General features: G+C 50.7%; 15 protein-coding genes and 1 riboswitch. Of the genes, 10 read left to right on the top strand and 5 right to left on the bottom strand.

Going from position 1 to position 26777, the window contains the following annotated elements:
* Window positions 1–16: 16 nt before the first annotated feature.
* From pilB to nadC, 3 genes are all read right to left on the bottom strand, one after another.
* The gene (pilB, locus tag ACN0S4_RS04165) at window positions 17–1714 is read right to left on the bottom strand and encodes a type IV-A pilus assembly ATPase PilB (protein ID WP_417656451.1); all 1698 of its coding nucleotides are present in this window, start codon (window positions 1712–1714) and stop codon (window positions 17–19) included.
* A 67-nt stretch (window positions 1715–1781) separates the two neighbouring features.
* Window positions 1782–2264 carry a pilin gene (locus tag ACN0S4_RS04160; protein ID WP_417656450.1) on the bottom strand — a complete coding sequence of 161 codons (483 nt, stop codon included), beginning with the start codon at window positions 2262–2264 and terminating at the stop codon, window positions 1782–1784.
* Window positions 2265–2463: 199 nt separating this feature from the next.
* A riboswitch (cyclic di-GMP riboswitch) is annotated at window positions 2464–2541 on the bottom strand.
* Window positions 2542–2621: 80 nt separating this feature from the next.
* Window positions 2622–3464: a carboxylating nicotinate-nucleotide diphosphorylase gene (nadC, locus tag ACN0S4_RS04155; RefSeq protein WP_417656560.1), complete on the bottom strand. Its 843-nt coding sequence runs from the start codon at window positions 3462–3464 to the stop codon at window positions 2622–2624.
* Window positions 3465–3729: 265 nt separating this feature from the next.
* On the opposite strand from nadC, the gene ampD reads away from it, so the two are divergent.
* The 10 genes from ampD to ACN0S4_RS04105 all read left to right on the top strand — a co-directional run bounded on the left by ampD (window position 3730) and on the right by ACN0S4_RS04105 (window position 19112).
* A complete protein-coding gene (ampD, locus tag ACN0S4_RS04150; protein WP_417656449.1) occupies window positions 3730–4284 on the top strand; it encodes a 1,6-anhydro-N-acetylmuramyl-L-alanine amidase AmpD in 555 nt (184 codons plus the stop codon).
* A 10-nt stretch (window positions 4285–4294) separates the two neighbouring features.
* The gene (ampE, locus tag ACN0S4_RS04145) at window positions 4295–5116 is read left to right on the top strand and encodes a regulatory signaling modulator protein AmpE (protein ID WP_417656448.1); all 822 of its coding nucleotides are present in this window, start codon (window positions 4295–4297) and stop codon (window positions 5114–5116) included.
* Window positions 5117–5282: 166 nt separating this feature from the next.
* Window positions 5283–6065, top strand: a complete 783-nt coding sequence (gene pdhR / locus ACN0S4_RS04140; protein ID WP_417656447.1) for a pyruvate dehydrogenase complex transcriptional repressor PdhR — start codon at window positions 5283–5285, stop codon at window positions 6063–6065.
* Complete coding sequence (aceE, locus tag ACN0S4_RS04135; RefSeq protein WP_417656446.1) at window positions 6062–8731, top strand: pyruvate dehydrogenase (acetyl-transferring), homodimeric type; 2670 nt, start codon at window positions 6062–6064, stop codon at window positions 8729–8731. The genes pdhR and aceE overlap by 4 nt, the downstream gene beginning before the upstream one ends.
* A gap of 21 nt (window positions 8732–8752) precedes the next feature.
* Window positions 8753–10444 (top strand): dihydrolipoyllysine-residue acetyltransferase, encoded by a 1692-nt coding sequence (gene aceF / locus ACN0S4_RS04130; RefSeq protein WP_417656445.1) that lies wholly within the window; start codon window positions 8753–8755, stop codon window positions 10442–10444.
* Window positions 10445–10523: 79 nt separating this feature from the next.
* The gene (lpdA, locus tag ACN0S4_RS04125; protein ID WP_169930485.1) at window positions 10524–11948 is read left to right on the top strand and encodes a dihydrolipoyl dehydrogenase; all 1425 of its coding nucleotides are present in this window, start codon (window positions 10524–10526) and stop codon (window positions 11946–11948) included.
* 209 nt (window positions 11949–12157) lie between these two features.
* Window positions 12158–14224 carry a M13 family metallopeptidase gene (locus tag ACN0S4_RS04120; RefSeq protein WP_417656444.1) on the top strand — a complete coding sequence of 689 codons (2067 nt, stop codon included), beginning with the start codon at window positions 12158–12160 and terminating at the stop codon, window positions 14222–14224.
* A gap of 22 nt (window positions 14225–14246) precedes the next feature.
* Window positions 14247–14621 (top strand): hypothetical protein, encoded by a 375-nt coding sequence (locus ACN0S4_RS04115; protein WP_417656443.1) that lies wholly within the window; start codon window positions 14247–14249, stop codon window positions 14619–14621.
* An 86-nt stretch (window positions 14622–14707) separates the two neighbouring features.
* Window positions 14708–16003, top strand: coding sequence for an efflux RND transporter periplasmic adaptor subunit (locus ACN0S4_RS04110; protein ID WP_417656442.1), 1296 nt, complete (start codon window positions 14708–14710; stop codon window positions 16001–16003).
* A complete protein-coding gene (locus tag ACN0S4_RS04105) occupies window positions 15984–19112 on the top strand; it encodes an efflux RND transporter permease subunit (RefSeq protein WP_417656441.1) in 3129 nt (1042 codons plus the stop codon). The genes ACN0S4_RS04110 and ACN0S4_RS04105 overlap by 20 nt, the downstream gene beginning before the upstream one ends.
* On the opposite strand, the gene ACN0S4_RS04100 is transcribed toward ACN0S4_RS04105, so the two are convergent.
* Window positions 19109–25363, bottom strand: a complete 6255-nt coding sequence (locus ACN0S4_RS04100) for a FecR family protein (protein ID WP_417656440.1) — start codon at window positions 25361–25363, stop codon at window positions 19109–19111. The two genes, ACN0S4_RS04105 and ACN0S4_RS04100, sit on opposite strands and share 4 nt — an antisense overlap.
* The gene (locus ACN0S4_RS04095; protein ID WP_417656439.1) at window positions 25353–26699 is read right to left on the bottom strand and encodes a tetratricopeptide repeat protein; all 1347 of its coding nucleotides are present in this window, start codon (window positions 26697–26699) and stop codon (window positions 25353–25355) included. Before ACN0S4_RS04095 ends, ACN0S4_RS04100 begins: the two co-directional genes overlap by 11 nt.
* Window positions 26700–26777 lie beyond the last annotated feature (78 nt).

The following is a 26777-nucleotide window of genomic DNA, read 5'->3' as shown; positions in this document are numbered from 1 at the left end:
GTACCCCAAGAAATCGTTATGAGCTCGTTACGCGATTGGCTTCAATTAAACTTATCACTCCGGACGCAACTTTGAGAAGCGCTGATTGACGCAACGAGTTGATTCCTTCATCGCGCGCGGTTTGAGCAATCTTCAGCGCTCCAGCACTGGTCATAATAAGCTCTTGGATAGCAGATGTAATCGGCATGACTTCGTAAATACCTGTACGACCTTTATAGCCACCTGTGCATTGATCACAACCCACCGCTTTGTGAATGGTGAGATTTGGAATTTGCTCTTCGGTAAACCCTTGTCGGATCAATTCTTCATGCGGTAATTCTTCTGGCTCTTTGCACAGATTACACAGACGACGTGCCAATCGCTGCGCAATAATGAGGGAAACGGAACCGGCAATGTTGTAGGCGGGAACGCCCATGTTCATCAATCGAGTCAGAGTTTCGGCGGCTGAATTCGTATGCAAAGTGGACAATACTAAGTGACCGGTCTGGGCTGCTTTGATCGCAATTTCTGCGGTTTCCAAGTCACGAATCTCCCCCACCATGACCACATCAGGGTCTTGGCGGAGGAACGATCGTAGCGCATCAGCGAAGGTTAAACCGGCCTTCACGTTAATTTGTACCTGGTTGATACCCATCAGGTTAATCTCAACCGGATCTTCCGCTGTTGAGATATTCCGTTCTGGGGTATTGAGTATATTCAACCCCGTGTAAAGCGATACGGTTTTACCTGAACCCGTAGGTCCAGTCACCAGAATCATGCCTTGAGGTTTTTCTAGCGCTTCTTCGTAACGCTTTTGTTGTTCCGGTTCATAGCCTAATGATTCGATGCCAATCATAGCGGCTTGCGCATCCAGAATCCGTAGTACAATTTTCTCACCATAAAGTGTGGGGAGTGAACTCACGCGGAAATCAATCGCTTTGTGCTTAGATAGTTTGAGTTTGATGCGGCCATCTTGAGGCAGCCGACGCTCAGCAATATCGAGCTGCGACATAACTTTGAGTCGCGCTGCGATACGGCCGGCTAATGCTACTGGTGGCCGAGCAATCTCATGGAGCACACCGTCGATACGAAAGCGGATGCGATATTCTTGCTCATAAGGTTCAAAGTGCAAATCTGATGCGCCGCGCTTGATCGCATCAAGTAGCATTTTATTGATGTAGATAACAATCGGGGCATCGTTTTTGACGTCGGCCATTACCGAGCCAGCGTCTTCTTTAAATTCGTCAGAGGCGTCAATATCACGCAGCTCTTGCTCGTCTTGCTCGGTAACGCCGAGCATCGAGCTTTCATTTTCGAGAAGTTTGTCGATCAGCTTCTGGAGCTTATTTTCCTCGACTAAAACTGCTTCCGCTTGTAACCGAGTGCGGAATTGGAATTCATCCAAGGTTTCGATTCGAGTCGGATCAGAAACCGCGATGTAGAGGACATTACCGCGCTGGTACAAAGGCACCGCATGGTTTTTACGAATCAGGCGTTCATTGATGTAATCGGTCGGCACTGCATCAATGTTAAATGCATCGAGGTCAATCCAAGGACAGTTCGATTCTTGATAGCAAAAGGCAGCTAAATCATCAGGTTTGATGAGCTTGCGGTCGAGTAAACAACTGGTGAAGGGGAGCTTAGACTCCCATGCATATTCACTGCAGGCAGTCAGTTTATCTTCAGGAATCATCTTATCTCGCAGCAAGAGAGCGGCGAGCGAATGATGCAGCATGGTCGACCTTCTAATAGAAACACGGCCTCCAAAGAGGCCGTGTGGATAACCAAATTACAATTACATATTACTCAGCTGCTGGGCGGCCTGGTGCACCGTTAGCAGCATACGCACAACCATCTACGCGTGAGTTACCGTCTGCGTCATAATCTGAACATTCGATATCCCAGTTCAGGTTTGAACCTTCAGCTGTGTTTGGAACGATAGCAATAGTGATGTTGCCGCCAGCTTCAGCGACAGCATCAAGCGTTGCGGTGATGACACCGTCGACCACATCAGCTGCATCGAGACCATTTACTGCATCGGCATCAGCAATCGCAGTTGGGATACGATTCGTACCCGCATCACAATCAGCTAATGCGCCTTCGTTCTGGTAGCACAGTGCCACAGCTTGCTTGAATGATGCTAACGCAGCAACACCCGTACTCGCTTGTGCACGTTGCGTGTAATCACTGTACATAGGAATGGCCACGGCGGCCAAAATGCCGATGATTGCAACTACAATCATCAATTCAATTAATGTAAAACCACGTTGGATTTGCGCTTTCATGAAATATCTCCCGAGTATTCCGTAACTTTCTCATTATTGTTGTTGTAATGTGTGGCGCCCATTGTCATTCGACTAGAGTCAATAAACACGCTGTACGACCACATCGCTACATCAACTAACCAACTGCACTAGCTGTCAGAGCAAGTGGTTGCGCTAACCGACGTTTCGTCGGGAAGCCACTCCATTCCACCAGACTTGAGCCTGCAGCCCCGCTATCCAAACAACTGGACCGGAGGTTTTGCGTCACCGCCTCACGACGGTTTTGCCTTTTAAAGCATGCCTGGCATGCCGCGACGTCCACTTCGCGGATGCGCATTGCAACATCAAACATAGCACAAACGTTTAAGGCGTCAATATTTAAAATTTACAAATTCGCAATGACAAATCGATTGATTGTATGTTTTTAGTCAGCGCACCGGACGAAATGTAATCCACACCAGTACGACTGAGTTCAGCCAAGCGATCACTGGTAATATTGCCGGACACTTCCAATTTGGTGTGCTGATTTCTTTGCTCAACGGCAGTGTAAATATCTGCCAACGAGAAGTTGTCTAACATAATAATGTCTGCACCCGCAGTCAGCGCTTCGCTATATTCAGCAAGGTTTTCCACCTCAACTTCAACCACTTTGTTCGGCTGTAATTTGCGCGCTTGAGTGATGGCTGCTGCAATACCACCGCAAGCAAAAATATGATTTTCTTTAATGAGATACGCGTCGTACAAACCGACCCGATGATTGTGACCACCACCACACACAACTGCGTATTTCAGCGCCGTCCGCAACCCTGGAATTGTCTTACGAGTATCCAACAACTGCGTATGAGACTCTTCTAAGTATTTGACATATTTTGCTGTGGTGGTTGCAACTCCGGACAGGGTCTGTAGAAAATTCAGCGCAGTCCGTTCACCGGTCAGAATGGCACGCGCAGGTCCGCGCAACTCAAACAGGGTTTGATCAGCACTAACTGCATCGCCATCTTTCACGTGCCACTGTAACTCAACGTCACCGCCCAACTGCGTAAACACTTCATTGACCCAGTCGACACCACAAACAACCGCGGGCTCCCGCGTGATGACCCGAGCTTCAGCGTATCGATCTGCTTCAATAAGCTGCGCTGTAATATCCAATTCCGCTGCCGAACCGTTCAGATCCTCACGCAGCGCTAGCTCCACCATGGTGATTCGGTCACGCCGCAACAATTCAGCATCTACACGCGTATCCATGTCTACTCAGTCCTACCTATAAAAGAATGGGGCTATTCTACGTCAGCTCCAGCCGCAGTGCCAAAAAAGCTGACGGCTCCACTGCTTCGCGCTACGATAAACACAAAGTGAATAGTTAATAGTGAACAGTGAAATGACAGTGAACAGTGAATAAAACCCGAAAGCAGCTCTTATTTCTCATTTTTGGCTTTTCTGTTCACTGTTCACTATTCACTGTTCACTGTGTCTTCGGGGGGTGTTTTTGATTACCGATGGGAAGCTCAGTTATGCGCAGCAGCGGCCGTCGCCGCATTGTGATGCACGCCCGGACGCCACCGATATCAGTGTATTGGTGGTGCATGGCATTAGTTTGCCCGCAGGGGAGTTTGGCGGACCTTATATCGATGCTCTCTTTATGGGGCAGTTGGATAGTGCCGCACACCCAGAATTCAAGCCGCTGGAGGGATTACGAGTATCCGCGCATTGCCTGATTCGACGTGATGGTGAAATCATCCAGTACGTGCCATTTCAGCAACGCGCTTGGCATGCCGGTCGGTCGTATTATGCGGGGCGTAGACGTTGTAATGACTTTTCGATTGGAATCGAACTTGAGGGAACCGACACCGCCCCCTACACTAAAGAACAATATGATAGGCTGGCAGCTGTTGCTGCAGATTTGATCAGGACGTATCCGAAACTCAACCGGCGTCGCATTGTCGGGCATCAACATATTGCACCGGTACGAAAGACGGACCCGGGTCCTGCATTTGATTGGGCTTACTTTAATCGCTGTTTAACAGCATGTATTTCAACTTAGGATCATCATTATGCAATTGCTGGCCATTATTCTTGCATACGCATTAGAAAGAACCGTAACCGTCGGCAAAAACTGGCACTGGCGTCGCCTGGTTCTGCGTTGGCAGCACCTTGAGTTCGAACATACCGGCCTCAAAGAGTGGAAACAAAATGGCCTCGGACAGCTGGTATGGGCGTTGATCCCAGCATTCTTGATCGCCTTCGTGGTGGCATTAAGCGGCAATCTGTTACTGCATTTCATTGTGGGAACTGCCGCCATAGTCCTCAGTATTCAGTGCCCGCAAGCGCGTAATGCTTATAAAGAGTACCTCGATAGCGCTAACGCTGGTGACACCGCGCAAACGGCTGAAGCCTTGCGACAATTACGATTGGCCTCGGGTCGCACTGATGCAGCCCCAGTTCATGACTTATTACTGTGGATTCACCTGCGTCAGTATTTCGCGGTACTACTTTATTATGTGCTATTCGGCATTGTCGGTGTGCTGGTATATGCCACCTTGCGTGACATGCGTCGACCACGTCGCACCTCGTCAATCAACTGGCAGCGCGCTCAGTTCATGATTGATTGGTTGCCAACGCGCGTCATGACATTCGGCTTCTTACTTGTCGGTAATTTCTCGAAAGCGGCGGGCATATGGCTCAGTTCGGTCGGAAATATTCCCGGTGATAACTTCAGTGCGCTCACAAAAATTGCAGCTGCGGCTGAGAATCTAGAGCCAGAATCGTCCGACGACGTTACTAGCACTGCTCTGACCACTGTCGCACTGCTAAAACGTAACCTGTTGTTATTCATCGTATTCATTGCAGTATTCACTATTAGCGGCTGGCTCTAACAGGAAAATGTTTGGGCTTTGCCGCGTCCTGATCTACAATGCGTGGTAAGACCAATGACCCAAAGTGATGGTGAACTGTGAATAGTGAACAGAAAATAGCCCTTTTTCCGCTCTTCTGTTCACTATTCACAGTTCACTATTCACGATTCACTAGTATCCGGTATTTATGGCTTTTGAACGCATCCAACAGACCAAGCTGTCCGATGTCATCATGCAACGCATTGAGGGCATGATTGTCGATGGCACCCTCGAAGCTGGCGCGCGCTTGCCGTCGGAGCGTGATCTTGCGCATCAGTTTTCAGTGTCGCGACCGAGTTTGCGTGAAGCCATTCAAAAGCTGGAAGCGCGCGGATTGCTCGAGCGGCGTCAAGGCGGTGGCACTTATGTGGTCGACAATCTGCAGCAGCGGGTCGCTGAACCTTTATTGGATTTATTGACGAAACATCCGGAGTCGCAGTTTGATTTGCTCGAATTCCGGCATGCCTTAGAGGGGATCTCCTCCTATTACGCCGCACTTCGTGGCACCGCAGCTGACTTAGAGCAGGTACAGGCCAGCTTTGAAGCCATTAGTCGTACCGATCCAACGGACATCGTCGCATTAGCAACAGCGCTCACCGAGTTCAACTTGTGTATTTGTGAGGCATCACACAATGTGATCCTATTGCACTTGGTGCGCAGTATGCAGCCACTGTTACAGAAAAATATTCAACAAAACTTGCAGGATCTCGCGCACAAGCCGGGCATCGTGCAACAGTTACACGAACATCGGCAACTCATTGTTGCCGCTATAGCTGCTGGTGAGCCAGAGCAGGCACGGGAAGCGTGTCATCAACTGCTCGCCTACATCGAAAATGCATTGTTGACACTGAATCGCGAGCAATCGCGAATGCTGCGTTCATTGCGCCGCACCAACAATGTCGAACACAAACTGGGTAAGGATAAAGTATGACTGACCACTTAAAAGACGACCTCGATCCGCAAGAAACGCGGGAGTGGCTTGATGCCCTCGAAGTCGTGCTGGAAGAAGACGGCCCTGAGCGGGGTCACTTCCTGCTGGAATCCTTAATCGAAAAAGCGCGTCGTAGCGGGGCCTATTTGCCATATGCAGCGACAACAGCCTATTTAAATACCATACCAGCGAGCCAAGAGCCGACCATGCCGGGCGACCAGAGCATGGAAGCACGCATTCGTGCGGCAATTCGCTGGAACGCGTTGGCCATGGTTTTGCGGGCATCGAAAAAAGAATTGGAGTTAGGCGGTCATATCTCGAGCTTCGCGTCATCGGCGATGATCTACGATATCGGTTTTAACCATTTCTTCCGCGCACCAACCGAGCAAGATGGCGGCGATTACTTGTACGTGCAAGGTCACGCGTCACCGGGCATTTATGCTCGTGCGTTCTTGGAAGGACGTATTTCTGAAGAGCAGCTCAATAACTTCCGTCAAGAAGTTGATGGCAAGGGTGTTTCTTCTTATCCGCACCCGAAACTCATGCCTGATTTTTGGCAGTTCCCAACGGTATCTATGGGCCTTGGCCCGATTCAAGCCATTTACCAAGCACGCTATTTGAAGTACCTCACCGACCGCGGCATTAAAGACTGCTCGAAACAACGTGTGTACTGCTTCTTGGGTGACGGTGAAGTGGATGAGCCAGAAAGCTTGGGTGCGATTGGTTTAGCTACTCGTGAAGGTTTAGATAACCTGACCTTTATTGTGAACTGTAACTTGCAGCGTCTGGATGGCCCAGTGCGCGGTAACGGCAAAATTATTCAAGAACTCGAAGGCACATTCCGTGGCGCGGGTTGGGAAGTGATTAAAGTCATTTGGGGTCGCTATTGGGATCCACTGCTGTATCGAGATACTGACGGCAAGCTGGCGCAAATCATGCAAGACAGCGTTGATGGCGAGTACCAGAATTACAAAGCTAAAGGTGGTGCCTATACCCGCGAACATTTCTTCGGCAAAACCGAAGAAACCAAAGCGATGGTCGCCAACCTATCTGACGAAGATATTTGGCGCTTGAACCGTGGTGGTCATGACCCGGTGAAAGTCTACTCGGCGTATCACAAAGCGGTGAACACCAAAGGCCGTCCACAAGTCATTTTGGCGAAAACCGTCAAAGGTTACGGCATGGGTGCTGCAGGTGAAGGTAAGAACATTGCGCACCAAGTGAAGAAAATGGATATGGAAGCCATTAAACACTTCCGTGACCGTTTCAATATTCCAATTAAAGACAGCGAACTTGAAGACATTCCATTGTACAAATTCCCGGACGACAGCCCGGAAATGAAGTACATGCGCGAGCGTCGTGAAGCACTAGGTGGCTTTATGCCAGTGCGTCGTCCAGAAAGCGATAAAGAACTCGAAATGCCGCCACTGAAAGCATTCGATGCGGTTCTGAAAGGCTCTGGTGATCGTGAAATCTCAACGACGATGGCGTTTGTCCGCGTGCTGACGGCGTTGCTGAAAGATAAGAAAATCGGCGACCGCATTGTCCCGATTATTCCAGATGAAGCACGTACGTTCGGTATGGAAGGTTTGTTCCGTCAGGTGGGTATTTACTCCAGCCAAGGCCAAAAATATGAGCCGCAGGATGCGGATCAGGTCGCCTACTATCGTGAAGATACGAAAGGCCAAGTGCTCCAAGAAGGCATCAATGAGCTCGGCGCCATGGCGTCATGGGTGGCAGCAGCAACCAGCTACTCCACTAACAATGAGCCAATGATTCCGTTCTATATCTATTACTCGATGTTTGGTTTCCAACGTGTTGGTGATTTGGTGTGGGCTGCAGGCGATAGCCAAGCACGCGGCTTCCTGGTGGGTGGTACGGCTGGCCGCACCACACTCAACGGTGAAGGTCTCCAGCACCAAGATGGCAGCAGCCATATCTTGTTCAACACGGTTCCGAATTGCGTCACTTATGACCCAACCTTCGGCTATGAAGTGGCTGTGATTGTGCAAGATGGTTTGCGTCGCATGTATGGTGAAGGTGAAAACGTGTTCTATTACCTCACTGTCATGAACGAGAACTACCAGCAGCCAGAACTCCCTGAAGGTTCTGAAGAGGGCATCATTAAGGGTCTGTATGAACTCGAGAAGCATGCACCGAAGTCAGCCAAAGGCGAAGTGCAGTTGCTAGGTTCAGGCACAATTTTGCAGCAAGTACGTGAAGCGGCGAAATTGTTGGCAGATGACTTTGGCATTAGTGCCACTGTTTACAGCGCAACGTCATTTAATGAGTTGGCGCGTGATGGTATGGATGTCGACCGCTACAACATGTTGAACCCGACCAAGAAAGCGAAAACGGCTTATGTCAGTGAAGTACTTGGTAAAGCCAAAGGGCCAACTATTGCAGCAACTGACTACATGAAACTTTACGCCGATCAAATTCGTGCTTGGGTTCCGACCGCGTATCGTGTGTTAGGTACGGACGGCTTCGGGCGTTCAGACAGTCGCGAAAACTTGCGTCGTCACTTTGAAGTGAACGCGCATTACATTGCGGTGGCTGCGCTCAGTGAATTGGCAAAGGCCGGCACTATTGACGCGAAGGTGGTGACGAAGGCGATTAAAGACTTCGGCATCGACGTGAACAAAATCAATCCACTGTACGCGTAAGCGACGGGAGCGGAGGCACTTATGGCAGATTTAAAAGAAGTCCTAGCCCCGGATGTGGGAGGCGAAGCGGTTGAAGTCATCGAAATTCTGGTGAGTACGGGTGATGAACTCGCAGCAGAAGACGCGTTGATTACCGTTGAGAGTGATAAAGCATCGATGGATATCCCAGCCCCTTTTGCCGGCAAAGTTGCCGAAATAAAGGTCAAGGTTGGCGATAAAATTAACGAAGGTGATTTGCTGGCCATGTTTGAAGCAGCAGGTGAAGCGGATTCAGGTTCTGAACCTGAACCTGAACCGGAGCCAGAGCCAGAACCTGCTCCAGAGCCAGAGTCAGCTCCAGAACCGGCTTCAGAACCAGAGCCTGACGCGGAAGAGAGCGCAGGTGAGAGCAAAGTTATTGAAGTGAAGGTTCCCGACATCGGTGAATCTGGTGAAGTGGATGTGATTGAAGTTTTGGTCAAAGAAGGCGATGAGATAGCAGCTGAAGACGGCTTGATCACGTTGGAAACCGACAAGGCGACTATGGACGTGCCGGCACCGCAAGCGGGTGTGGTTGAGTCTGTTGAAGTGAAAACAGGCGACAAAGTAAAAGAAGGCTCGTTGGTCATCATGCTGCGCGTGCAAGACAGTGGCAGCAAGAAAGCGGCTGAACCCGCGCCAGAGCCAGCTCCAGCACCGCAGCCAGAGCCAGAGTCGAAGGCGTCAGCGGAGAAGTCGAGCGACAGCAGCGAACAGCGTAAACCACCGGTTCCTGATCATCCTTTGGATAAAAAAGGTAAAGCCGAAGGTCTTGCTTATGCATCGCCTGCAGTGCGCCGTCTCGCACGTGAATTTGGTGTGGATCTGAATCAAGTCAAAGGTTCAGGTCGCAAAGACCGCGTGATGAAAGAAGACGTGCAGGATTATGTGAAATACGAATTGTCACGTCCGAAGGCAAATGCTGGCGCTGCTACCGGTGGTACGGGTGGATTGCAAGTAATTGCGCCACCGAAAGTCGACTTTAGTAAGTTCGGTGAAGTCGAGCAGGTGCCATTGACTCGCATCCAGAAAATTTCTGGGCCTAATTTGCATCGTAATTGGGTCACGATCCCACACGTGACGCAATTTGACGAAGCCGATATTTCTGAGCTGGAAGCATTCCGTAAGCAAGAGAACGAGCTGCAAGCGAAGAAGAAGGATGGCATCAAGATCACGCCATTGGTCTTCATTATGAAGGCGGTTGCGAAAGCCTTACAAGAGTATCCGGTCTTTAATTCATCGCTGCATGAAGATGGCGAAAGCCTGATCATGAAAAAATATATCCATTTGGGTATAGCGGTGGATACCCCGGGAGGCTTGGTGGTACCGGTTATTCGTGATGTCGATAAAAAAGGTATCTATCAACTGTCGGAAGAGTTGATGGATGTCAGTACACGAGCTCGCGATGGCAAGCTGAAAGCGCAGGATATGCAAGGCGGTTGTTTCTCGATTTCTAGCCTCGGCGGTATCGGTGGAACCGCGTTTACGCCGATTGTGAATGCGCCAGATGTCGCCATTTTGGGCGTCTCGAAAAGCGAGATGAAACCGAAGTGGAATGGCAAGGAATTCGAACCGCGCTTGATGTTGCCGTTGAGCTTATCGTACGACCATCGAGTTATTGATGGTGCAGTAGCCGCACGATTTAGCGTCTATCTAAGCAACGTGTTATCGGATATCCGTAAACTGGTCTTGTAAAGTAAACAAATCGCTATGGGGCTGCTATAATGCGCCCCGTTTATCGAATCTGGTCAATGAACGAATCAAAGAGGTCGTCATGAGCAAAGAAATTAAAGCCCAGGTGGTCGTACTCGGTGCGGGTCCTGGTGGATATTCAGCCGCGTTCCGCGCTGCTGACTTGGGACTTGAAACCGTTTTAGTCGAGCGCTATAGCACCCTTGGTGGGGTTTGCTTGAACGTCGGTTGTATCCCATCGAAAGCCTTGTTGCACTTGGCGAAGCACATTGAGGATGCCAAGCATCTGGGTGCTGAAGGTGTTGATTTTGGTACGCCAAAAATCGACCTCGACAAGATTCGCGAGCACAAAGAAAAAGTCATCGGTCAATTGACCGGCGGTTTGAGCCAAATGTCGAAAATGCGCAAGGTCACCGTGGTGAATGGTACCGGTGAATTCGCCAGCGACAAACAATTGAAAGTGAAAGGTGATGACGGCGAAACCGTGATTAACTTTGAACACGCGATTATCGCGGTAGGTTCACAGTCTATTAAGTTACCTTTCGTACCGCACGACGACGAGCGTATCTGGGATTCGACTGCAGCACTCGAGTTGCGCTTCATTCCAAAACGTATGTTGGTTCTTGGTGGCGGTATTATCGGCCTGGAAATGGGCTGCGTATACAGCGCCTTAGGATCAACTATTGATGTGGTCGAAATGACCGATCAGTTGATTCCACCGGCAGACAAAGATGTCATCAAGCCGTTCATGAAAACCATGAACAAGAAGTTCGACAACATTATGTTGAACACCAAAGCGGCGAAAGTAGAAGCCAAGAAAGACGGTATCTACGTGACGTTTGAAGGCGACAAAGCACCTGATAAGCCAGTCAAATATGACGCGGTGTTGGTCGCTGTCGGTCGTGCTCCGAACGGTAAGAAAGTCGGTGCGGAAAACGCTGGCGTGAAAGTGACGGACCGTGGCTTTATTGAAGTCGACAAGCAATTACGTACCAACGTGAAGAATATCTTCGCAATTGGCGACCTGGTCGGTCAGCCAATGTTAGCGCACAAAGCGGTTCACGAAGGTCATGTGGCTGCTGAGGTGATTGCAGGTAAGAAACATTACTTCGATCCGAAAGTGATTCCATCCATTGCTTACACCGACCCAGAAGTCGCGTGGGCAGGTCTCACAGAGAAAGAAGCGAAAGAGCAAGGTATTGAGTATGAAGCAGCGACCTTCCCATGGTCAGCTTCAGGTCGTGCGATTGCGCAAGGCGCAACGGATGGTTTCACTAAGCTGATTTTCGACAAGAATAACCGCATCATTGGTGGTGCTGTTGTGGGTACGAATGCAGGTGAATTGCTGGGTGAAATCTGTCTAGCAATCGAGATGGGTTGTGATGCTGAAGATATCGCACTCACCATTCATGCGCACCCAACACTGCATGAGTCAGTGGGCCTTGCCGCCGAAGTATTCGAAGGGTCAATCACTGACCTGCCGAACAAAAAGGCTAAGAAGAAGTAAACGATCGTCTAATTTGCGATCAACGACCGGGGACATGCGCTGCATGCCCCGGTTTTTTATTGCCGCGCTCCCACCCATCCGCTATCGTACGGACAGTAAAAAGTGAACAGTGAATAGTTAACCGATCGAAGTGCTCTCTATCACGCTCTGTCGACCGGCGTCATCTATTCACTGTTCACTGTTCACATCTCGACTTTAATGGAGTACTCATGAACAAGATTAATACCATTGCGCTTAGTGTCGCACTTGCCCTCGGCGTGGCTGCTTGCTCGCCGCAGCAGAGCACCGAACAACAACAAACACAAGCTGCAGAGCAGCAGCAAGCGCTGACTTCAGGTCTGCGGATGGAAGCGTTTGATACCAGCGTTCGTCCACAAGATGACTTATTCTCGTATGTGAACGGTACTTGGGTGAAAGAAACCGAAATGCCATCGGATCGCTCGCGGATCGGCTCATTCACTGAATTACGTGACGAAAACCAAGAACGGTTGCGTGGCATTATTGAAGCAGCCGCAGCAGCAAACCCAGAGCCAGGTAGCAACGAAGCCAAAATTGGTGACTTCTTTAACAGCTACACCAATGTTGAGCTGCGCGACCGTTTGGGTGTGACGCCAATTGCGGCTGATCTTGAAGCGATTGCTCAATTACAAGACCACAATGCGATTGCGGCGCATTTCGCCAAACTAGCCCAAATGGGTGTTGGCTCACCGTTCGGGTTCTATGTCTATCCAGATGCGAAGAACCCAGGTATCAATGCCATCTACATGTCACAGTCGGGTTTAACCTTACCTGACCGCGACTACTACCTTAGCGAAGACGAGAAATTCGTCGAAATTCGCGCACAATACAAAGACTATCTGGTCGATATTCTTGAGCTCGCCGGCTATGCCTCAGCGGCTGAAGCTGCTGATGCGATCATGGCTTTAGAAACCGACATCGCGACGGCTCATTGGACCCGTGTTGAAAGCCGCAATGCAGATAACACATACAATAAAAAGTCGATGGATGAGCTCACTGAGTTATTTGGTGACTTCAACTTCGGTGCGTTTACCGAAGCGGCTGGTCTGGCAACTTTAGACGAAGCTATTGTGCGTCAGCCGTCTTATTTCGAGACTTTTGGCGACATGTTTGACGACGTATCAGTCGATACGTGGAAGCACTACATGGCCCTGAAAGTAGTGAACCGCTATGCATCTGCGCTGACTACCGAAATGAGTGACCGTCGCTTCGAATTCTTTGGCAAAGTATTGCAAGGTACGCCAGAGCAAGAACCATTGTGGAAGCGCGGCGTGTCGGCTACTGACAGTGCCCTCGGTGAAGTACTGGGTCAACTTTACGTGGCGGAATACTTCCCACCTGCTGCCAAGGCGCGGATGGAAGAGCTTGTCGCTAACTTGATCACCGCTTATGGTGAGTCGATCGATAACCTCGAGTGGATGACCGAAGAAACCAAGCAAAAAGCACAAGAGAAACTGAGCAAGTTTACGCCGTACATCGGTTATCCAAGTGAGTGGCGCGATTATTCAGACCTCGTTGTGGCTGCGGACGATTTAGTGGGTAACTACAAGCGTTCAGCACAGTTTGAATTCAACGATAACTTGAGCAAAATTGGCAAGCCAGTTGATGAAGAAGACTGGGGTATGACGCCACAAACGGTCAATGCTTACTACAGCCCAGTGCGCAATGAAATTGTGTTCCCAGCGGGTATCTTGCAGCCGCCATTCTTTGATATGAAGGCGGAAGATGCGGTCAACTATGGCGGTATCGGTGCAGTTATCGGACACGAGCTTGGCCATGGTTTTGATGACCAAGGTTCGAAGTATGATGGCGACGGTAACTTGAACAGCTGGTGGACTGAGCAAGACCGTGCTGCGTTTGATGAGCGCGGCACTATGCTGGCGAACCAATACAGCGAGTATGAGCCGATTGAAGGCTTGAAAATGAATGGTCGCTTAGCATTGGGTGAGAACATTGGTGACTTAGCTGGTTTAACCATCGCTTATAAAGCCTACGTTGATTCATTGAATGGCGAGCCTTCGCCAGTACTGGATGGCTTCACCGGTGAACAGCGTGTGTTCTTAGGTTGGGCGCAAGTTTGGAAAAACAAAGCGCGTGAAGAAGCGATTCGTCAGCAAGTTGCAGTGGGTCCTCACTCACCAGCAGAGTTCCGTGTGAATGGTACGGTCGTCAACATTCCAGCGTTCTACGAAGCGTTTGATGTGCAAGAAGGCGATGACCTATACGTGGCTCCTGAGCAGCGCGTGACTATTTGGTAACGCTTAGGCTATACTTGCTGGCATGAACATTATCATTCGCATGCTAATCGTGTTACTGGTGCTGGGTTCCCTCGGGACCCCGGCATCTGCGCGTGTGAGTGATGACAGCATGTCGGCAAGTAATGTTCCAGCCATGCAGCACCATATGGCAGCTGATGCCGACGCTGATCATTCATGCTGTGATGATGAGACGAATGCTAGTGAGATTGTAGCCATTCAACACATGGACTGCGATAACACCTGTAGCGACTGTCAGCACCATTGTGCGGGCTCCGCGTCTGCACTTACACAATCTGCATTTACCTTCCCGAGTACTCTGCCAGCGCAAATATTGCGAGACGATGGCACAGTCATTACCGCTTTACCCGGATACCTCGACCGCCCACCGATGGCCTAAAGATCAATTTGTTTCGTAAGCGCGCTGTCTCCCACAGTGCTTGCAGTTCTGTCTGCTGAAATTGGTTTTACATAAGGTCATTTGCTATGAATACGCTTTTTTCGACCCGTTTGGTGTGGTTGCTTATGGTTGTTTTAACCCTAAGCGTGGTGGTGTTTCCTCAGCCGTTGCTCGCTCAAGAGCATGAGCACGAGCATCAAGAGCCAACCAGTGCTCAAGCGTTAGCGCAACCAGAAATACTGGAGCAAGATGCTGCAGTCGAATATATCTGCCCCATGCATAGTCATATCGTCCGTGATGAGCCCGGTACTTGCCCCATTTGTGGGATGGACTTGGAAGCACGCGAACGGCAAGAGCAAGTGACGGTGCAAATCAGTGACCAGATGCAACAGAACCTCGGTATTCAGACGACAGCGGCGTACCGGACCACATTGTGGCGTTACTTTGCAACCCTAGGTACCGTCGAATGGAACGACAATGCTCGCGTGCATATTCATCCACGCGCCGATGGCTGGCTCGAAGAGTTAGCGATTCGGAGCGAGGGACAACGGGTTGAAGCTGGTGACTTGCTGTACACCATCTATAGCCGAGAGCTCGTGGTTGCCCAACAAGATTTGTTGCAGGCAGCTGCAGGGTCCACCATGGCGGATGCGCAGCGTCAACGACTGCTCCGTGATGCTCGCTTACGCTTAGAGTTATTGGGTATGAGAGCGACACAAATTGACGCGATAATGAAGTCAGGTGAGATTCTCTACCGGGTTCCTGTGTATGCTCCGGCGGCGGGAGTGGTCACTGAACTCAACGTGGCGCAGGGTATGTATGTGCAACCGAGCACAGAACTACTGACTATTACCGGAGACCAGAGTGTGTGGCTGATCGCGGATGTTCCCGAACGTTACAGCAATTGGCTCCGCGTAGGTGCACCAGCAGACATTACTTTGCCTCAAGCAGACCTACGCGGCTTTGAAACCGAAATTGATTACATTTATCCCGAGCTAGATAGACAAACTCGCAGTCAGCGGGTTCGTATCTTGCTACCCGAATCGGTAACCACTCCGGTGCAGGTGGGCATGCAGGCGCAAGTTGAGTTATTTGGTGGGCCACGCCGAGATGTGCTAGCGGTGCCAGTGAGCAGCCTGATTCTGACCGGTTCTGAGAATCGCGTCATGGTACGTAGTGCCGAAGGCAGCTTCGAGCAACGGCCTGTTGAGGTCGGCTTGGTCGTTAATGGCGAGGCGGAGATTCTGTCAGGCTTAACTGAGGGCGAACAAGTGGTGACTGCCGGCCAATTTTTGCTGGATTCTGAGGCAAGTCTATTACTGAGCCGTCAACAGCGAAAAGATGCACCAGCGGAGGCGCAAGATGCTCACGCACATCATTAATGCCTCCATTCGTAATCGCCTATTGGTGCTGGTCGCAGCTTTTATTGCGGCATGGTTGGGTTGGCGCGCCATGGTGTCGACACCGCTGGATGCGATCCCTGATCTATCTGATGTTCAAGTCATTGTAAAAACGCCGTACCCGGGGCAAGCGCCGCAGTTAGTGGAAGAACAAGTCACCTGGCCGCTCGCCAATATCATGCTGGCGGTGCCTGGGGCGACGCAAGTGCGTGGCTATTCATTTTTTGGCGACTCGTATCTTTATATTTTGTTCGATGACGACACCGATATGTATTGGGCGCGTAGCCGTGTGCTGGAATATCTCAATCAGGCAGCGGATCGTCTCCCTGAAGGTGTCACACCAACACTCGGGCCTGATGCTAGTGGAGTAGGCTGGATCTACCAATATGCGCTGGTGGACCGCAGTGGTAGCCATGACTTAGGTGAGCTCACCAGTTTGCAGAATTGGTTTTTGAAGCAAGAGCTACAAAGTGTGTCGGGTGTCGCCGAAGTGGCTACTGTCGGTGGCATGGTGGCTGGCTATCAAGTGGTGGTGGAGCCGCAGCGCCTGCAGGCGTTGGGTTTAACGCTAGAGCAGGTGCAATCGGCCATTGTTGACGCCAATAATGAGGTGGGTGGCGGTATCATCGAAATGGGTGAGGCTGAATATATGGTGCGTGGCACCGGTTATATTCAATCTCTCGAAGACCTCCGGCAGGTGCCATTGCCCGTCATGAATTCGCGTGACGGCACGGTGACGCTGGCTGATGTTGCCACCGTGCGCCGCGGACCTGAGCTGCGGCGCGGTATTGCGGAGCTTGACGGCGAGGGCGAAGTGGTCGGCGGTATTGTAGTGATGCGTCATGGCGAGAATGCCTTGGCCACCATTGAAAACGTCCGCGCCAAGCTTGACTCAATAGCTGCGGGGCTGCCTGATGGTGTCGAAATCGTCACAACTTATGATCGCTCGCAATTGATTGAGCGCGCCGTGGATAACCTGCAAACCAAATTGATTGAAGAGATGGCATTCGTTGCGCTAGTGACAGTGCTGTTCTTGCTGCATCTTCGTTCCGCACTGGTGGCGATTATCACACTGCCTTTGGCCGTGCTCATGAGCTTTATTGTGATGCGGAGTCTGGGCATCAACGCCAATATCATGAGCCTAGGTGGTATCGCGATCGCCATTGGTGCGCTGGTCGATGCAGCTATTGTCATGGTTGAGAATGCACACAAACACCTTGAGCGATTTACACAGCGAGAGCAACGCCAACCCAACTCAGCAGAACATTGGCAATTGGTAGCAAAAGCCAGTGTCGAAGTCGGTCCAGCGCTATTTTTGTCGCTCCTCATCATTACTTTGAGCTTTCTGCCAGTCTTTGCACTGGAAGCGCAAGAGGGGCGCTTATTTGCCCCCTTGGCATACACCAAAACTTTCGCGATGGCGGCCGCCGCATTGCTTGCCGTGACTTTGGTGCCGGTGTTAATGGGCTACTTTGTCCGTGGCAAAATCATTTCTGAGAATCGCAATCCGCTGACTCGAGGATTGATTTTTGTCTATCGACCGCTGCTGCGTGGTGTCTTGGCGTGGCCTAAGCTGACACTAGTTTTGGCTGCATTATTGGCAGTAAGTGCTTACTACCCATACAGTAAGCTCGGCAGTGAGTTTATGCCGACCATGCAAGAAGGCGACTTACTGTATATGCCAACCACGCTCCCGGGTATTAGTCCGGCAACCGTCAGTCAATTATTGCAAAAAACCGATCGGCTAATTGCTCAAGTGCCAGAAGTGGACCGCGTCTTTGGTAAAGCAGGTCGGGCTGACACAGCAACCGATCCCGCACCACTGACGATGCTAGAAACCACCATTCAGTTGAAGCCTGAAGCGGAGTGGCGGGACGGTGTAACCATTCAAGATATCATCGCCGAACTCGATGCGACTGTCCAAGTGCCGGGTATCACCAATGCTTGGGTACAGCCTATCAAGACCCGTATCGATATGTTATCCACCGGTTTGAAAACGCCGCTTGGACTCAAAATTGCCGGTCCTGATTTAGCCGAGATTCAGCAGCTCGGACAAACTATCGAGCAAGAGCTTGCCGATGTAGCAGGCATTGCTTCAGTCTATGCTGAGCGACCTGCGGCAGGACGTTACATTGAAATTCAGCCCGATTTAGCACGTGCGGCACGCTACAACGTGAGTCAGGCGGAGTTGCAGCGAGTTATCCAGTTTGCCATTGGCGGTGGGCGTATTGATGAAACGGTTGAAGGGACAGAACGTTATCCCATTACTTTGCGCTATCCACGTCAGTACCGTGATCATGTCGAAAGTCTGCGGCAATTACCCGTGGTTAGTCGCGACGGCGCTTGGGTGACGCTAGAGCAGTTAGCAACCGTATCTGTCACCGATGGACCGGCAATGATTCGCAGTGAAAACGCTCGGCCAACAGGTTGGGTGTTCATTGATGTTGCGGGTGATACGGACGTTGGTACGGTGATTACCAACGCACGAGCAGCGTTAGCTAACTTAGAGTTGCCGCCACGGTACGCCTTGACTTGGTCGGGTCAATTCGAGCAGATTGAGCGCGTTGAAGCCAAGTTACAGGAAGTGATTCCTATAACCTTGGCGGTTATTTTGATCTTGCTCTATTTAACGTTCCGTTCGTTCAAACAAGCACTCTTGATCATGGCGACGCTGCCTATTGCACTGGCTGGCAGTCTTTGGTTCCTCTGGTACTTGGAGTTCAATCTCTCGATTGCCGTAATGGTGGGCATGATTGCCTTAGCGGGTGTGGCAGCCGAGTTTGGGGTAGTGATGTTGCTGTATCTCAATAATGCCTGGCGAGATACGCAAGAGCGCACGCTAACAGGCCTTGATTCGGCGATTATGGAAGGTGCAGTGATGCGGGTTCGGCCCAAGGCCATGACGGTGCTGACTATCATTGCCGGTTTGCTACCGATCATGCTGACACATGGTACTGGCAGCGAGGTTATGCAGCGTATAGCTGCGCCGATGATTGGCGGTATGATAGCGGCACCGCTGCTATCATTGTTGGTGATTCCAGCCGTTTATCATCTTTATTGGCAATGGCAACTGAAGCGCGCGACCCGTTAAGGATCGCGCCCAAATATTCCCACTCCGCGCAGGGCGTCACCGCCGCCCTGTGCCTCTATAATCGACATGATGCCCTCAAATTCAGCGCCGACAAAGGTCGCTTCAATGCTACCTGAGTCAAAGAAGCCGCTACCAATCAAGTCAATGGCTCCATCCGCCCAGAAAGTGCTGAAATCGACACCAGTAGCGGTCAAGCCGCCACTGTCGGTTGCATTCATAAAGGCGAGATTGATATCGACCAACCCATCATCAAAATTCACCTGAATGTCGGATGTGTCGTAATCCATATCAAACTCGTAGGTACTACCTTTCAGTGTCGAACCTGTAAACATCGAATAGGTATGGGTGCCACTTAACAAGGTCGCACCTGCAGGCGTGAGATCATTGGTGTACAGATAGTACATGCGTGAATCATTGTTCTGCGCTGTGAATCCACTTGGGTCAGCAGTCTGTACTGTGTAGTCTTCCGCTTCCCAATAACCCCAATGAATTTGCGGTGTGTCGGGTCCAGCCGAGCCAGGCAGGGCATAGTTGTCACTGTAGTTCAGTGTGTTGCCGCCAATGTAGGTGACGCCGTCCCAAGCACTACGGAGCCCCAGAGTCGGTTCTGTGCCCGGTGTCGTGAGCAACAGTCGTAACGCGTCGCCATTGATGCGATACAAGCTATCGGCATTGGAGAACCAAGCAATGCCTGGGTTGCCGCCTAAATCTGCGAGGCTGACTTCATCGACACTATTCGTGATGCCCATTTGTTCGAACACCAGTACATCATGGAACCAATTACCACCGCTGTTCGTGCCGCGGAATTGCGCCATAATGCCTTCGTGTTCAGAGCCAATGAATTGCCCCCACAAAGCGCCCGAGCCACCACTAAAGTAGCCGTCACCAACCAAGTCGATTTGCTGTGCAGAATACAGTGCTGTCAAACCGCTGGTGCCAAAAAAGCTTCCTAGTATGCCAGTTGAATCAAAGGTATCTGCATCGAGGAAGTCAATGCGGATATCGACTGCCACCAGTTCATCGTCGAAGTCGACAATAATGCGGCTACCATCGTAGTTTGAGATAGCACCATCAACAGCATCATAAGCTCGATTCTGTTGTGCCGCTGGCACGTAGTTATAGCTCAGGGAACCTGTTGGTGTCGTTGCAGTGGCTGGAGTAATCACCGATGCGGCCATGTATAGCAGCATCGAGTCACCAGCAACCGAGCTCGGCGGCACTTCGATACTGTCGAAGATGCTGTAGCTACCCGCAGTCCAGTAACCCCAGTTGAGGTCAACACTGCCCGCCGCCCAGTTGAAGCTGTAATTGAAAGAGCTTTCTGCATTTCGGTTGTTAAAACGCAAACCGTCGCCGCGCAACTGCGCCAGAACCGCCGTAGAACCCGAACTATTGAATAGCCCTGCGTTGATATTCGTTGCTAGCATGTAATCACGATTACCAGCAATGATACCACCGGTATTCCATCGATTCGGATCAATCTCATTGAGTGGCTCAATCGCAACATCACGTCCCCACAACAAGAAACCTCGATAGAAGCTGTCGTCACCAGCATGGTAGCCTTCGAGTAAACCTATAATTCCTTGTAGCTCAGCACCTAACCAATGCGCGTGATAAGTGAGCTCGCTGAAGTTGCCCGAACCACCGTTAAATAAAATGGCGTCCATATCGAACAGCTGTTGCACCGTAGCGCTGGCGGATAGGTAATAGACATTACCGTCACTAGCTTCGTCAATACCGAGATCAAAATCTATGGTGCCGCTAATAAAGTCAACGTTCGCTGTTCCATCTAAGCCAATCCAATTGCCTTCGAGCGCATCGAACAAATAACCAAACTCAACGTTATAACTGAAATTCTCGAGTGATAGCGAAGTTGCAGGATCACTGAAGTTCGGGCTCGAAATACCGCGCAATAGTTCGCTTGAGATCCGCTCATTTTGCTGACCAAAGAGCAAATAATCCGAAGGCGGTGCTTCCCAATAGGAGAAGTAAATATCTTCACCAGCCAACTGCACTGAGTAGTTCATTACATAGTTAGGGTTGAGGTATCCCCATAGCTCATAGCCAGCGGCATTGCTGGCGTAGTTGGGTAGGATGGCAGCGCCCACTTCTTGCGGTTCTTGGGCATAAAAATCGGTAGCGTAAAAATGCGTGTTAAAACCGTTGCCCGCAATCATGATGCCGGCATTTGCCATGCCTGAAAACTGATCAAAGGTCGCATCGCTGCCGCCAATTGCAGGAATGCCACTAAAGGAATACCGCGTAAACAGTAGGTCGCCTAGCAAGGCATCCGTACTACCGACCAAATAAGCACGCAATAAGGTGGCTATACCTTCCATCTGAGCACCTACAGGACGTGCCCAAAGTCGATTGCCAGTGGCAGCGAAGATTCCTTCACCTTGTAATTCTATGCCTTGTGATTCGTACAGGTCAGCGAACAATACTTGTGTCCAGAGGCGACCAGCACCTAGTGGCAGTTCGAAGGCATCGTACTGTTTGAAATCGAGCGAGATCGCTACTTCACCTGTATCGAAGTTGACTGTGAGGAAGCCGTCTGTCGAGGCAATAAAACCACCTCCCAGCGAATCGTCAGTAAAGTACAACGAACTATTCGGCCGCCAGGAGTGTACTCCAGCAATGGCTAAGGTGTTTAAGTCAGTCAGTACATCGGTATAGCTGTAATAGAATGGACTCGTGTTGTCGGTAGACTGACTCTGTGCATCGCCAGCCGCATTAATTTGCTCGAAAAGCGCGTAACCACCAGCAGATACCCAGCCAGAAAATACTGAAGCTGCGACGTTGCCACTACTGTCATAGACATACCATTCTGATTCACTACCCATGTACTGAGGGAGTTGTAACAATTGGAATAGCCAATTTTCAGACTGTGCTTGTGCGAGCGTAGTGCCGATAACAGCCGTATTTTGCGCATTCGAGAAAATCGAAATGTTGTCATTCAGACCCAGCATCCCACCATTGACTGCGCCCATTGCAGCAAGGCTTTGCCCCAACGAATCACTCGCCGAGAACACAGCGGCGCCAACAAATGCATCGTTGTAGCCAAACACTCGCAACAATGCGGCAAGAGCCTCTAAATCTTCACCTACGAGCGATGCATACATCACTCCGCTAGAAATGATCTCACCGTAGCCGTATAGCGAAAAACCATACTCAGAGTCATTGAGTAAACTCCAGATGGAACTCGATCCTTGCAGACTTTCTGTTGCTTCACCCACATCGAACAGCAGGGTCACAAACACAGATTCTTGACCAAAATCGATGGCGATGTTGCCATCGATCAGATCGATGGAACCACTTTGGTCGTTAGCAAGCAGTGATCCACCTGCCGCAAATTCAAAAGAACGGATGCCAGAATCTGGCAATACACTTGGGCCATCGACATTTGACCAGACAAAGTGATACGGGAGTGAACTTGCATTCTCGACGTCGTAGCTCCATTCCAATCGATAGTTAGGATCATAGTTCTTGATCATGTAGCTACCAGGTTCCCAATAGCCCCAGCGAAATTCGATGGCACCTGATTCGGTAGTTAGCGAATAACTATGCGCGCTGTCACCACCGACTAAGCCAGTTGGGTCCAGTACTACAAAGTGAGGCGAGTAACCGTAAACTGCGTCGCTGCGAGCGGCAATCGGAGCCCAAATATCGGCGGCAAATTGATCACCATCTAACCACAGCGAATCACTGTTGGGTCGCATGGCTATATAATCAGCCTGTCCTATAAAGGTGCTACCTGCGAGAGTAATGTTTGTAGATTGGTAGTTGGCATCAATAAAGTCGCAGGGGAAGCTACGCCAGCAGTAGGTATTCACAAGACCAATTTGAATCCAATAACGAACTAACTCGGTTTGTGCGAGTTGACCTAGTTCGAGATAGATTCCCGCTAACATGCCATCAATCCCCCAGTCTTCGTGCCCGGTGAATTGACCGTACAAGCGACCATCAATAAAGAGTGGGTTACTACTATCCTCAGTAAGGTTTAAGTAACTGTCATAGAAGTCTTGTATGGTTCCTGCGGCGGATAGATTGAGACTACCAGCATCCTCATAGAAGAGGTTGATCTGCGCATCAATGGTTGCCGTGCCGAAGTCGACATCTATCCATGAGGTTTCCTTCATGACATTCAAAATGCCATTGGCTTCACTTGGTACCTGACTAAAGACAATTTCAAACCGCGCTGGCTCGGAATACAGCGCTGCTTGTGCAATGGCACTCGCTGCATCGTAATAGACATGTGGTGCATAGCTATAGCCAAAGCTACGACTGTTATCCAAGGGCTCATCATTGTATGTCAGCGTATAGCTCTCTGGTGCCCACAGGCCCCATGAGAATGTATTGGTCGATCCAGGGATATAGGAATCAAGCGGTAATGAGTCAAAACTGACATTACTTTCAGAAACAGATTCAGAGACTGATTGGCTGGTGACGTTATTGTTTGCATTCTCTGCGACAAAGACAAAACCGCCGTCTTCAATACGCACCAACGCGCCGCTCTCGTCAAACATGACGCTTGCAGTTTGTGTACCACCGCTAAAGCCACCATCATTTAAACCCGCGCCAGTAGGCGGCAGATCGCTGGGATCGGGCTCAGGCTCAGGCTCGGGCTCGGGCTCGGGCTCGGGTTCAGGTTCTGGCTCTGGCTCAGGTTCTGGCTCTGGCTCTGGCTCAGGTTCTGGCTCAGGTTCTGGCTCTGGCTCAGGTTCTGGCTCAGGTTCTGGCTCAGGTTCTGGCTCTGGCTCAGGTTCTGGCTCTGGCTCAGGTTCTGGCTCAGGCTCGGGTTCCGGCTCAGGCTCGGGTTCCGGCTCTGGCTCTGGTTCAGGTTCTGGCTCGGGTTCGGGCTCAGGTTCTGGCTCTGGCTCGGGTTCGGGCTCAGGTTCGGGTTCTGGCTCTGGCTCGGGTTCAGGCTCGGGCTCAGGCTCGGGTTCTGGCTCAGGTTCAGGTTCGGGTTCTGGCTCGGGTTCAGGCTCAGGTTCCGGTTCAGGCTCGGGTTCGGGTTCAGGTTCTGGCTCTGGCTCGGGTTCGGGCTCAGGTTCGGGTTCTGGCTCTGGCTCGGGTTCAGGCTCGGGCTCAGGTTCAGGTTCTGGCTCTGGCTCGGGTTCAGGCTCGGGCTCAGGTTCAGGTTCAGGCTCTGGCTCTGGCTCGGGTTCTGGCTCAGGCTCCGGCTCCGGCTCAGGCTCGGGTTCAGGTTCGGGCTCTGGCTCAGGCTCTGGCTCTGGCTCTGGTTCGGGCTCTGGCTCTGGCTCTGGCTCTGGTTCAGGCTCCGGCTCAGCTACTTCCTCACCGCGATCTTCAGCATCATCTTGTCCGGCTTGCTCGGGAGGAATAACGGGGTCATTGTCGTTACCACCATCATTGCCAGGACCTGGATCGGAACCACCGCTATCTGGATCGACAGGCTCCAATTCGTCATCGTTTTCAATACCTTCTTGATCGTCAGCACCTTCATCATTGTCATCGGTATCGTCGTCAGAACTCTCGTCTGGATTTTCTTCAGAGCCTTCTTCAGTATTCTCGTCGTCTTGCTCTTCATCGTCCTCAACAAATTCCTCTTCTTCGCCAAAAACTTCGTCAGAGCCAACAGGAGGATCACTCGGTGGTGAGTTCTCATCTTCCGCATATTTGAAGCCGCCAGCAGGAACATCTTCATCGGCTATCAAGGTCTTAATGTTAACCAAACCATCATTTACCAATAGGTACACACCGGCTGGCAAACCACCATACTGATCTTCTTGACCTACAGGTATCACGACAATACGTAAGTCGGTGCCACGAATACCCATTGTCGCAACTGGCGTTGTAAATTCCACGTTCTCTGGTGTCGATTTACCAATTAATCCGGTTACCGCGCGCAAACCACCGCGCAGGAGGTGGCTCGAGTGCGTGTTATCAGCAGCATTATCCGGGTCAAACTTGTGAGCAATAATTTCGTAGGCTGACTTAGGACGAATGGCGACCAGCTGTTGGTCATTAAACCGCATTTGGGCGCTACTATTCTCATGAGTGATGACGCGATCACCCACAAACAACACGTTACCGCGCCGAGCTTCAATCACTTCAGCTTCGCGATGTATTTCTACTTGTCCATGAACGAACAGTAGGCGGGCAATTTCGACCGTTTCAGCTGCACTCAAAAGGGGACTAAACCCAGCTGCAGCCAGCACAACCAAGAGCACACTGAGTGTGCGCAAGCCAATCCACGTAAGTGTCTGTTTTAATGCCTTAGTAAGCATAAGTCACCGTCCACTGAACCAAGCTCTGGTCCAAATCGAAAAAGTCTACGCTCGAGCGCTGGTTTCGGTACTGAGCGCTCAGGGCAAGTTGCCAATTACGAGTTAAGTTGTGTTGCCATTCGCTACGCAGACTTACTAGGTCATCACTGCGCATGTCATCCTGACCGCGATTAAAAATGGCGAAGCCAGGATCGTGGTAGCGTAATCGACCATAAATCAGTCCTGCCGATACTTTATTGCGGTCATCCCACTGATAGTCAAAGTCGGCAGAGACGTATAGCCGAGTAGCATCACCACCGGGACGAGCAGGGTTATTCTTTACCCGTTCAATTTCAGCAGCACCCCGAAAACGTCCGGTCAAAACCTTAGAAAACTTGTGTGTCCATTCGGCTTCACCCATGCCAGAGCGGTAATCATTGCGGTTATTCTTGAAATGAAAATCGCGTAACCTCGTGGTGGCGCGAACCAAATCTTGATCGTTCATTTGATGTTCATAGCTAATTTGTAGGCCAATGTGCGAGCGAAAGCTTTGTTCATCGAGCCATATTTTGCTGGCTTCAACACCATATTTAAATTGCTGACGATCATTCACGCGTTCGCCATAAAGCGCGGCAAGTTGAACAATGTTGGTATTAAACGCACCGGCTTCGTCGGCTTGGTTGACACGTGCTTGACCGCTGGCCGTAACCTCGAAATATTCACTTTCGTTCACCGGCTTCTGGCGGTAATAGCTGCCTCGTAACGTCGCAAACGCGGTCTCATCCGCCTCTAAAATGGCGATACCTTCTAAAAAGGTCCCCTGAAATAAATCAAAGGTGTCTGGATAATTCATATAGTTGCTGTCGTAACCGACATCGGTTCCCAACACCACCAAAGAAACACCGTCTCGCGCCCGCTGCTGGCGCTCGGCAATAGCTTCTTCATAGCGTTGAATCATGGTCGCGGCGCGTTCAGGTGGATTCAGTGACTTCGCAATGGTTAGATGATGCTGTGCGCGCTCGACATTATTCTGCCGTAAGTGAGCACCTACTAACTCCATATGAGCTCCAGCATGCTTTGGGTTCACCGCAATGACGCGTTGCAGAGCAACGATTGCCTCACTCTCCTCACCAGCGCGAAGGGCAATGACGCCATACCAATAATCAAACTCGGGATCACCAGCGTAATCATTTTCTAAGGATTGGAGTTCCGTGAACGCGGAGGTTACGTCGCCAGCAGCAGCGGACTGTTGGGCGCGAGCAATGGCGTCCTGTAGTGTTTGAGCACTCAGATGGGGAGAATTTAAGCACGCGACCAGTACCACGAGAGCTAGTCGTGCGTTCCTGCACAGTAGCATCTATCGATCCTTCAGTAAGACTGTAAATATCCTGTGAAGATTAGAACATGCTGAAAAATTGCGCAATGCCATTTCGCT

This window comes from Pseudidiomarina aestuarii (assembly GCF_048263735.1).
Taxonomy (GTDB): domain Bacteria; phylum Pseudomonadota; class Gammaproteobacteria; order Enterobacterales; family Alteromonadaceae; genus Pseudidiomarina; species Pseudidiomarina aestuarii_B.
This window is presented reverse-complemented; position numbering and strand designations above follow the sequence as displayed.

What these genes read in the sequence shown, in the direction of transcription:
- pilB (WP_417656451.1), bottom strand. Translation starts at nt 1,714, where the DNA reads ATGCTGCATCATTCGCTCGCCGCTCTCTTGCTGCGAGATAAGATGATT.
- ACN0S4_RS04160 (WP_417656450.1), bottom strand. Translation starts at nt 2,264, where the DNA reads ATGAAAGCGCAAATCCAACGTGGTTTTACATTAATTGAATTGATGATT.
- ampE (WP_417656448.1), top strand. Translation starts at nt 4,295, where the DNA reads ATGCAATTGCTGGCCATTATTCTTGCATACGCATTAGAAAGAACCGTA.
- pdhR (WP_417656447.1), top strand. Translation starts at nt 5,283, where the DNA reads ATGGCTTTTGAACGCATCCAACAGACCAAGCTGTCCGATGTCATCATG.
- aceE (WP_417656446.1), top strand. Translation starts at nt 6,062, where the DNA reads ATGACTGACCACTTAAAAGACGACCTCGATCCGCAAGAAACGCGGGAG.
- aceF (WP_417656445.1), top strand. Translation starts at nt 8,753, where the DNA reads ATGGCAGATTTAAAAGAAGTCCTAGCCCCGGATGTGGGAGGCGAAGCG.
- lpdA (WP_169930485.1), top strand. Translation starts at nt 10,524, where the DNA reads ATGAGCAAAGAAATTAAAGCCCAGGTGGTCGTACTCGGTGCGGGTCCT.
- ACN0S4_RS04120 (WP_417656444.1), top strand. Translation starts at nt 12,158, where the DNA reads ATGAACAAGATTAATACCATTGCGCTTAGTGTCGCACTTGCCCTCGGC.
- ACN0S4_RS04115 (WP_417656443.1), top strand. Translation starts at nt 14,247, where the DNA reads ATGAACATTATCATTCGCATGCTAATCGTGTTACTGGTGCTGGGTTCC.
- ACN0S4_RS04110 (WP_417656442.1), top strand. Translation starts at nt 14,708, where the DNA reads ATGAATACGCTTTTTTCGACCCGTTTGGTGTGGTTGCTTATGGTTGTT.
- ACN0S4_RS04105 (WP_417656441.1), top strand. Translation starts at nt 15,984, where the DNA reads ATGCTCACGCACATCATTAATGCCTCCATTCGTAATCGCCTATTGGTG.
- ACN0S4_RS04100 (WP_417656440.1), bottom strand. Translation starts at nt 25,363, where the DNA reads ATGCTTACTAAGGCATTAAAACAGACACTTACGTGGATTGGCTTGCGC.
- ACN0S4_RS04095 (WP_417656439.1), bottom strand. Translation starts at nt 26,699, where the DNA reads ATGCTACTGTGCAGGAACGCACGACTAGCTCTCGTGGTACTGGTCGCG.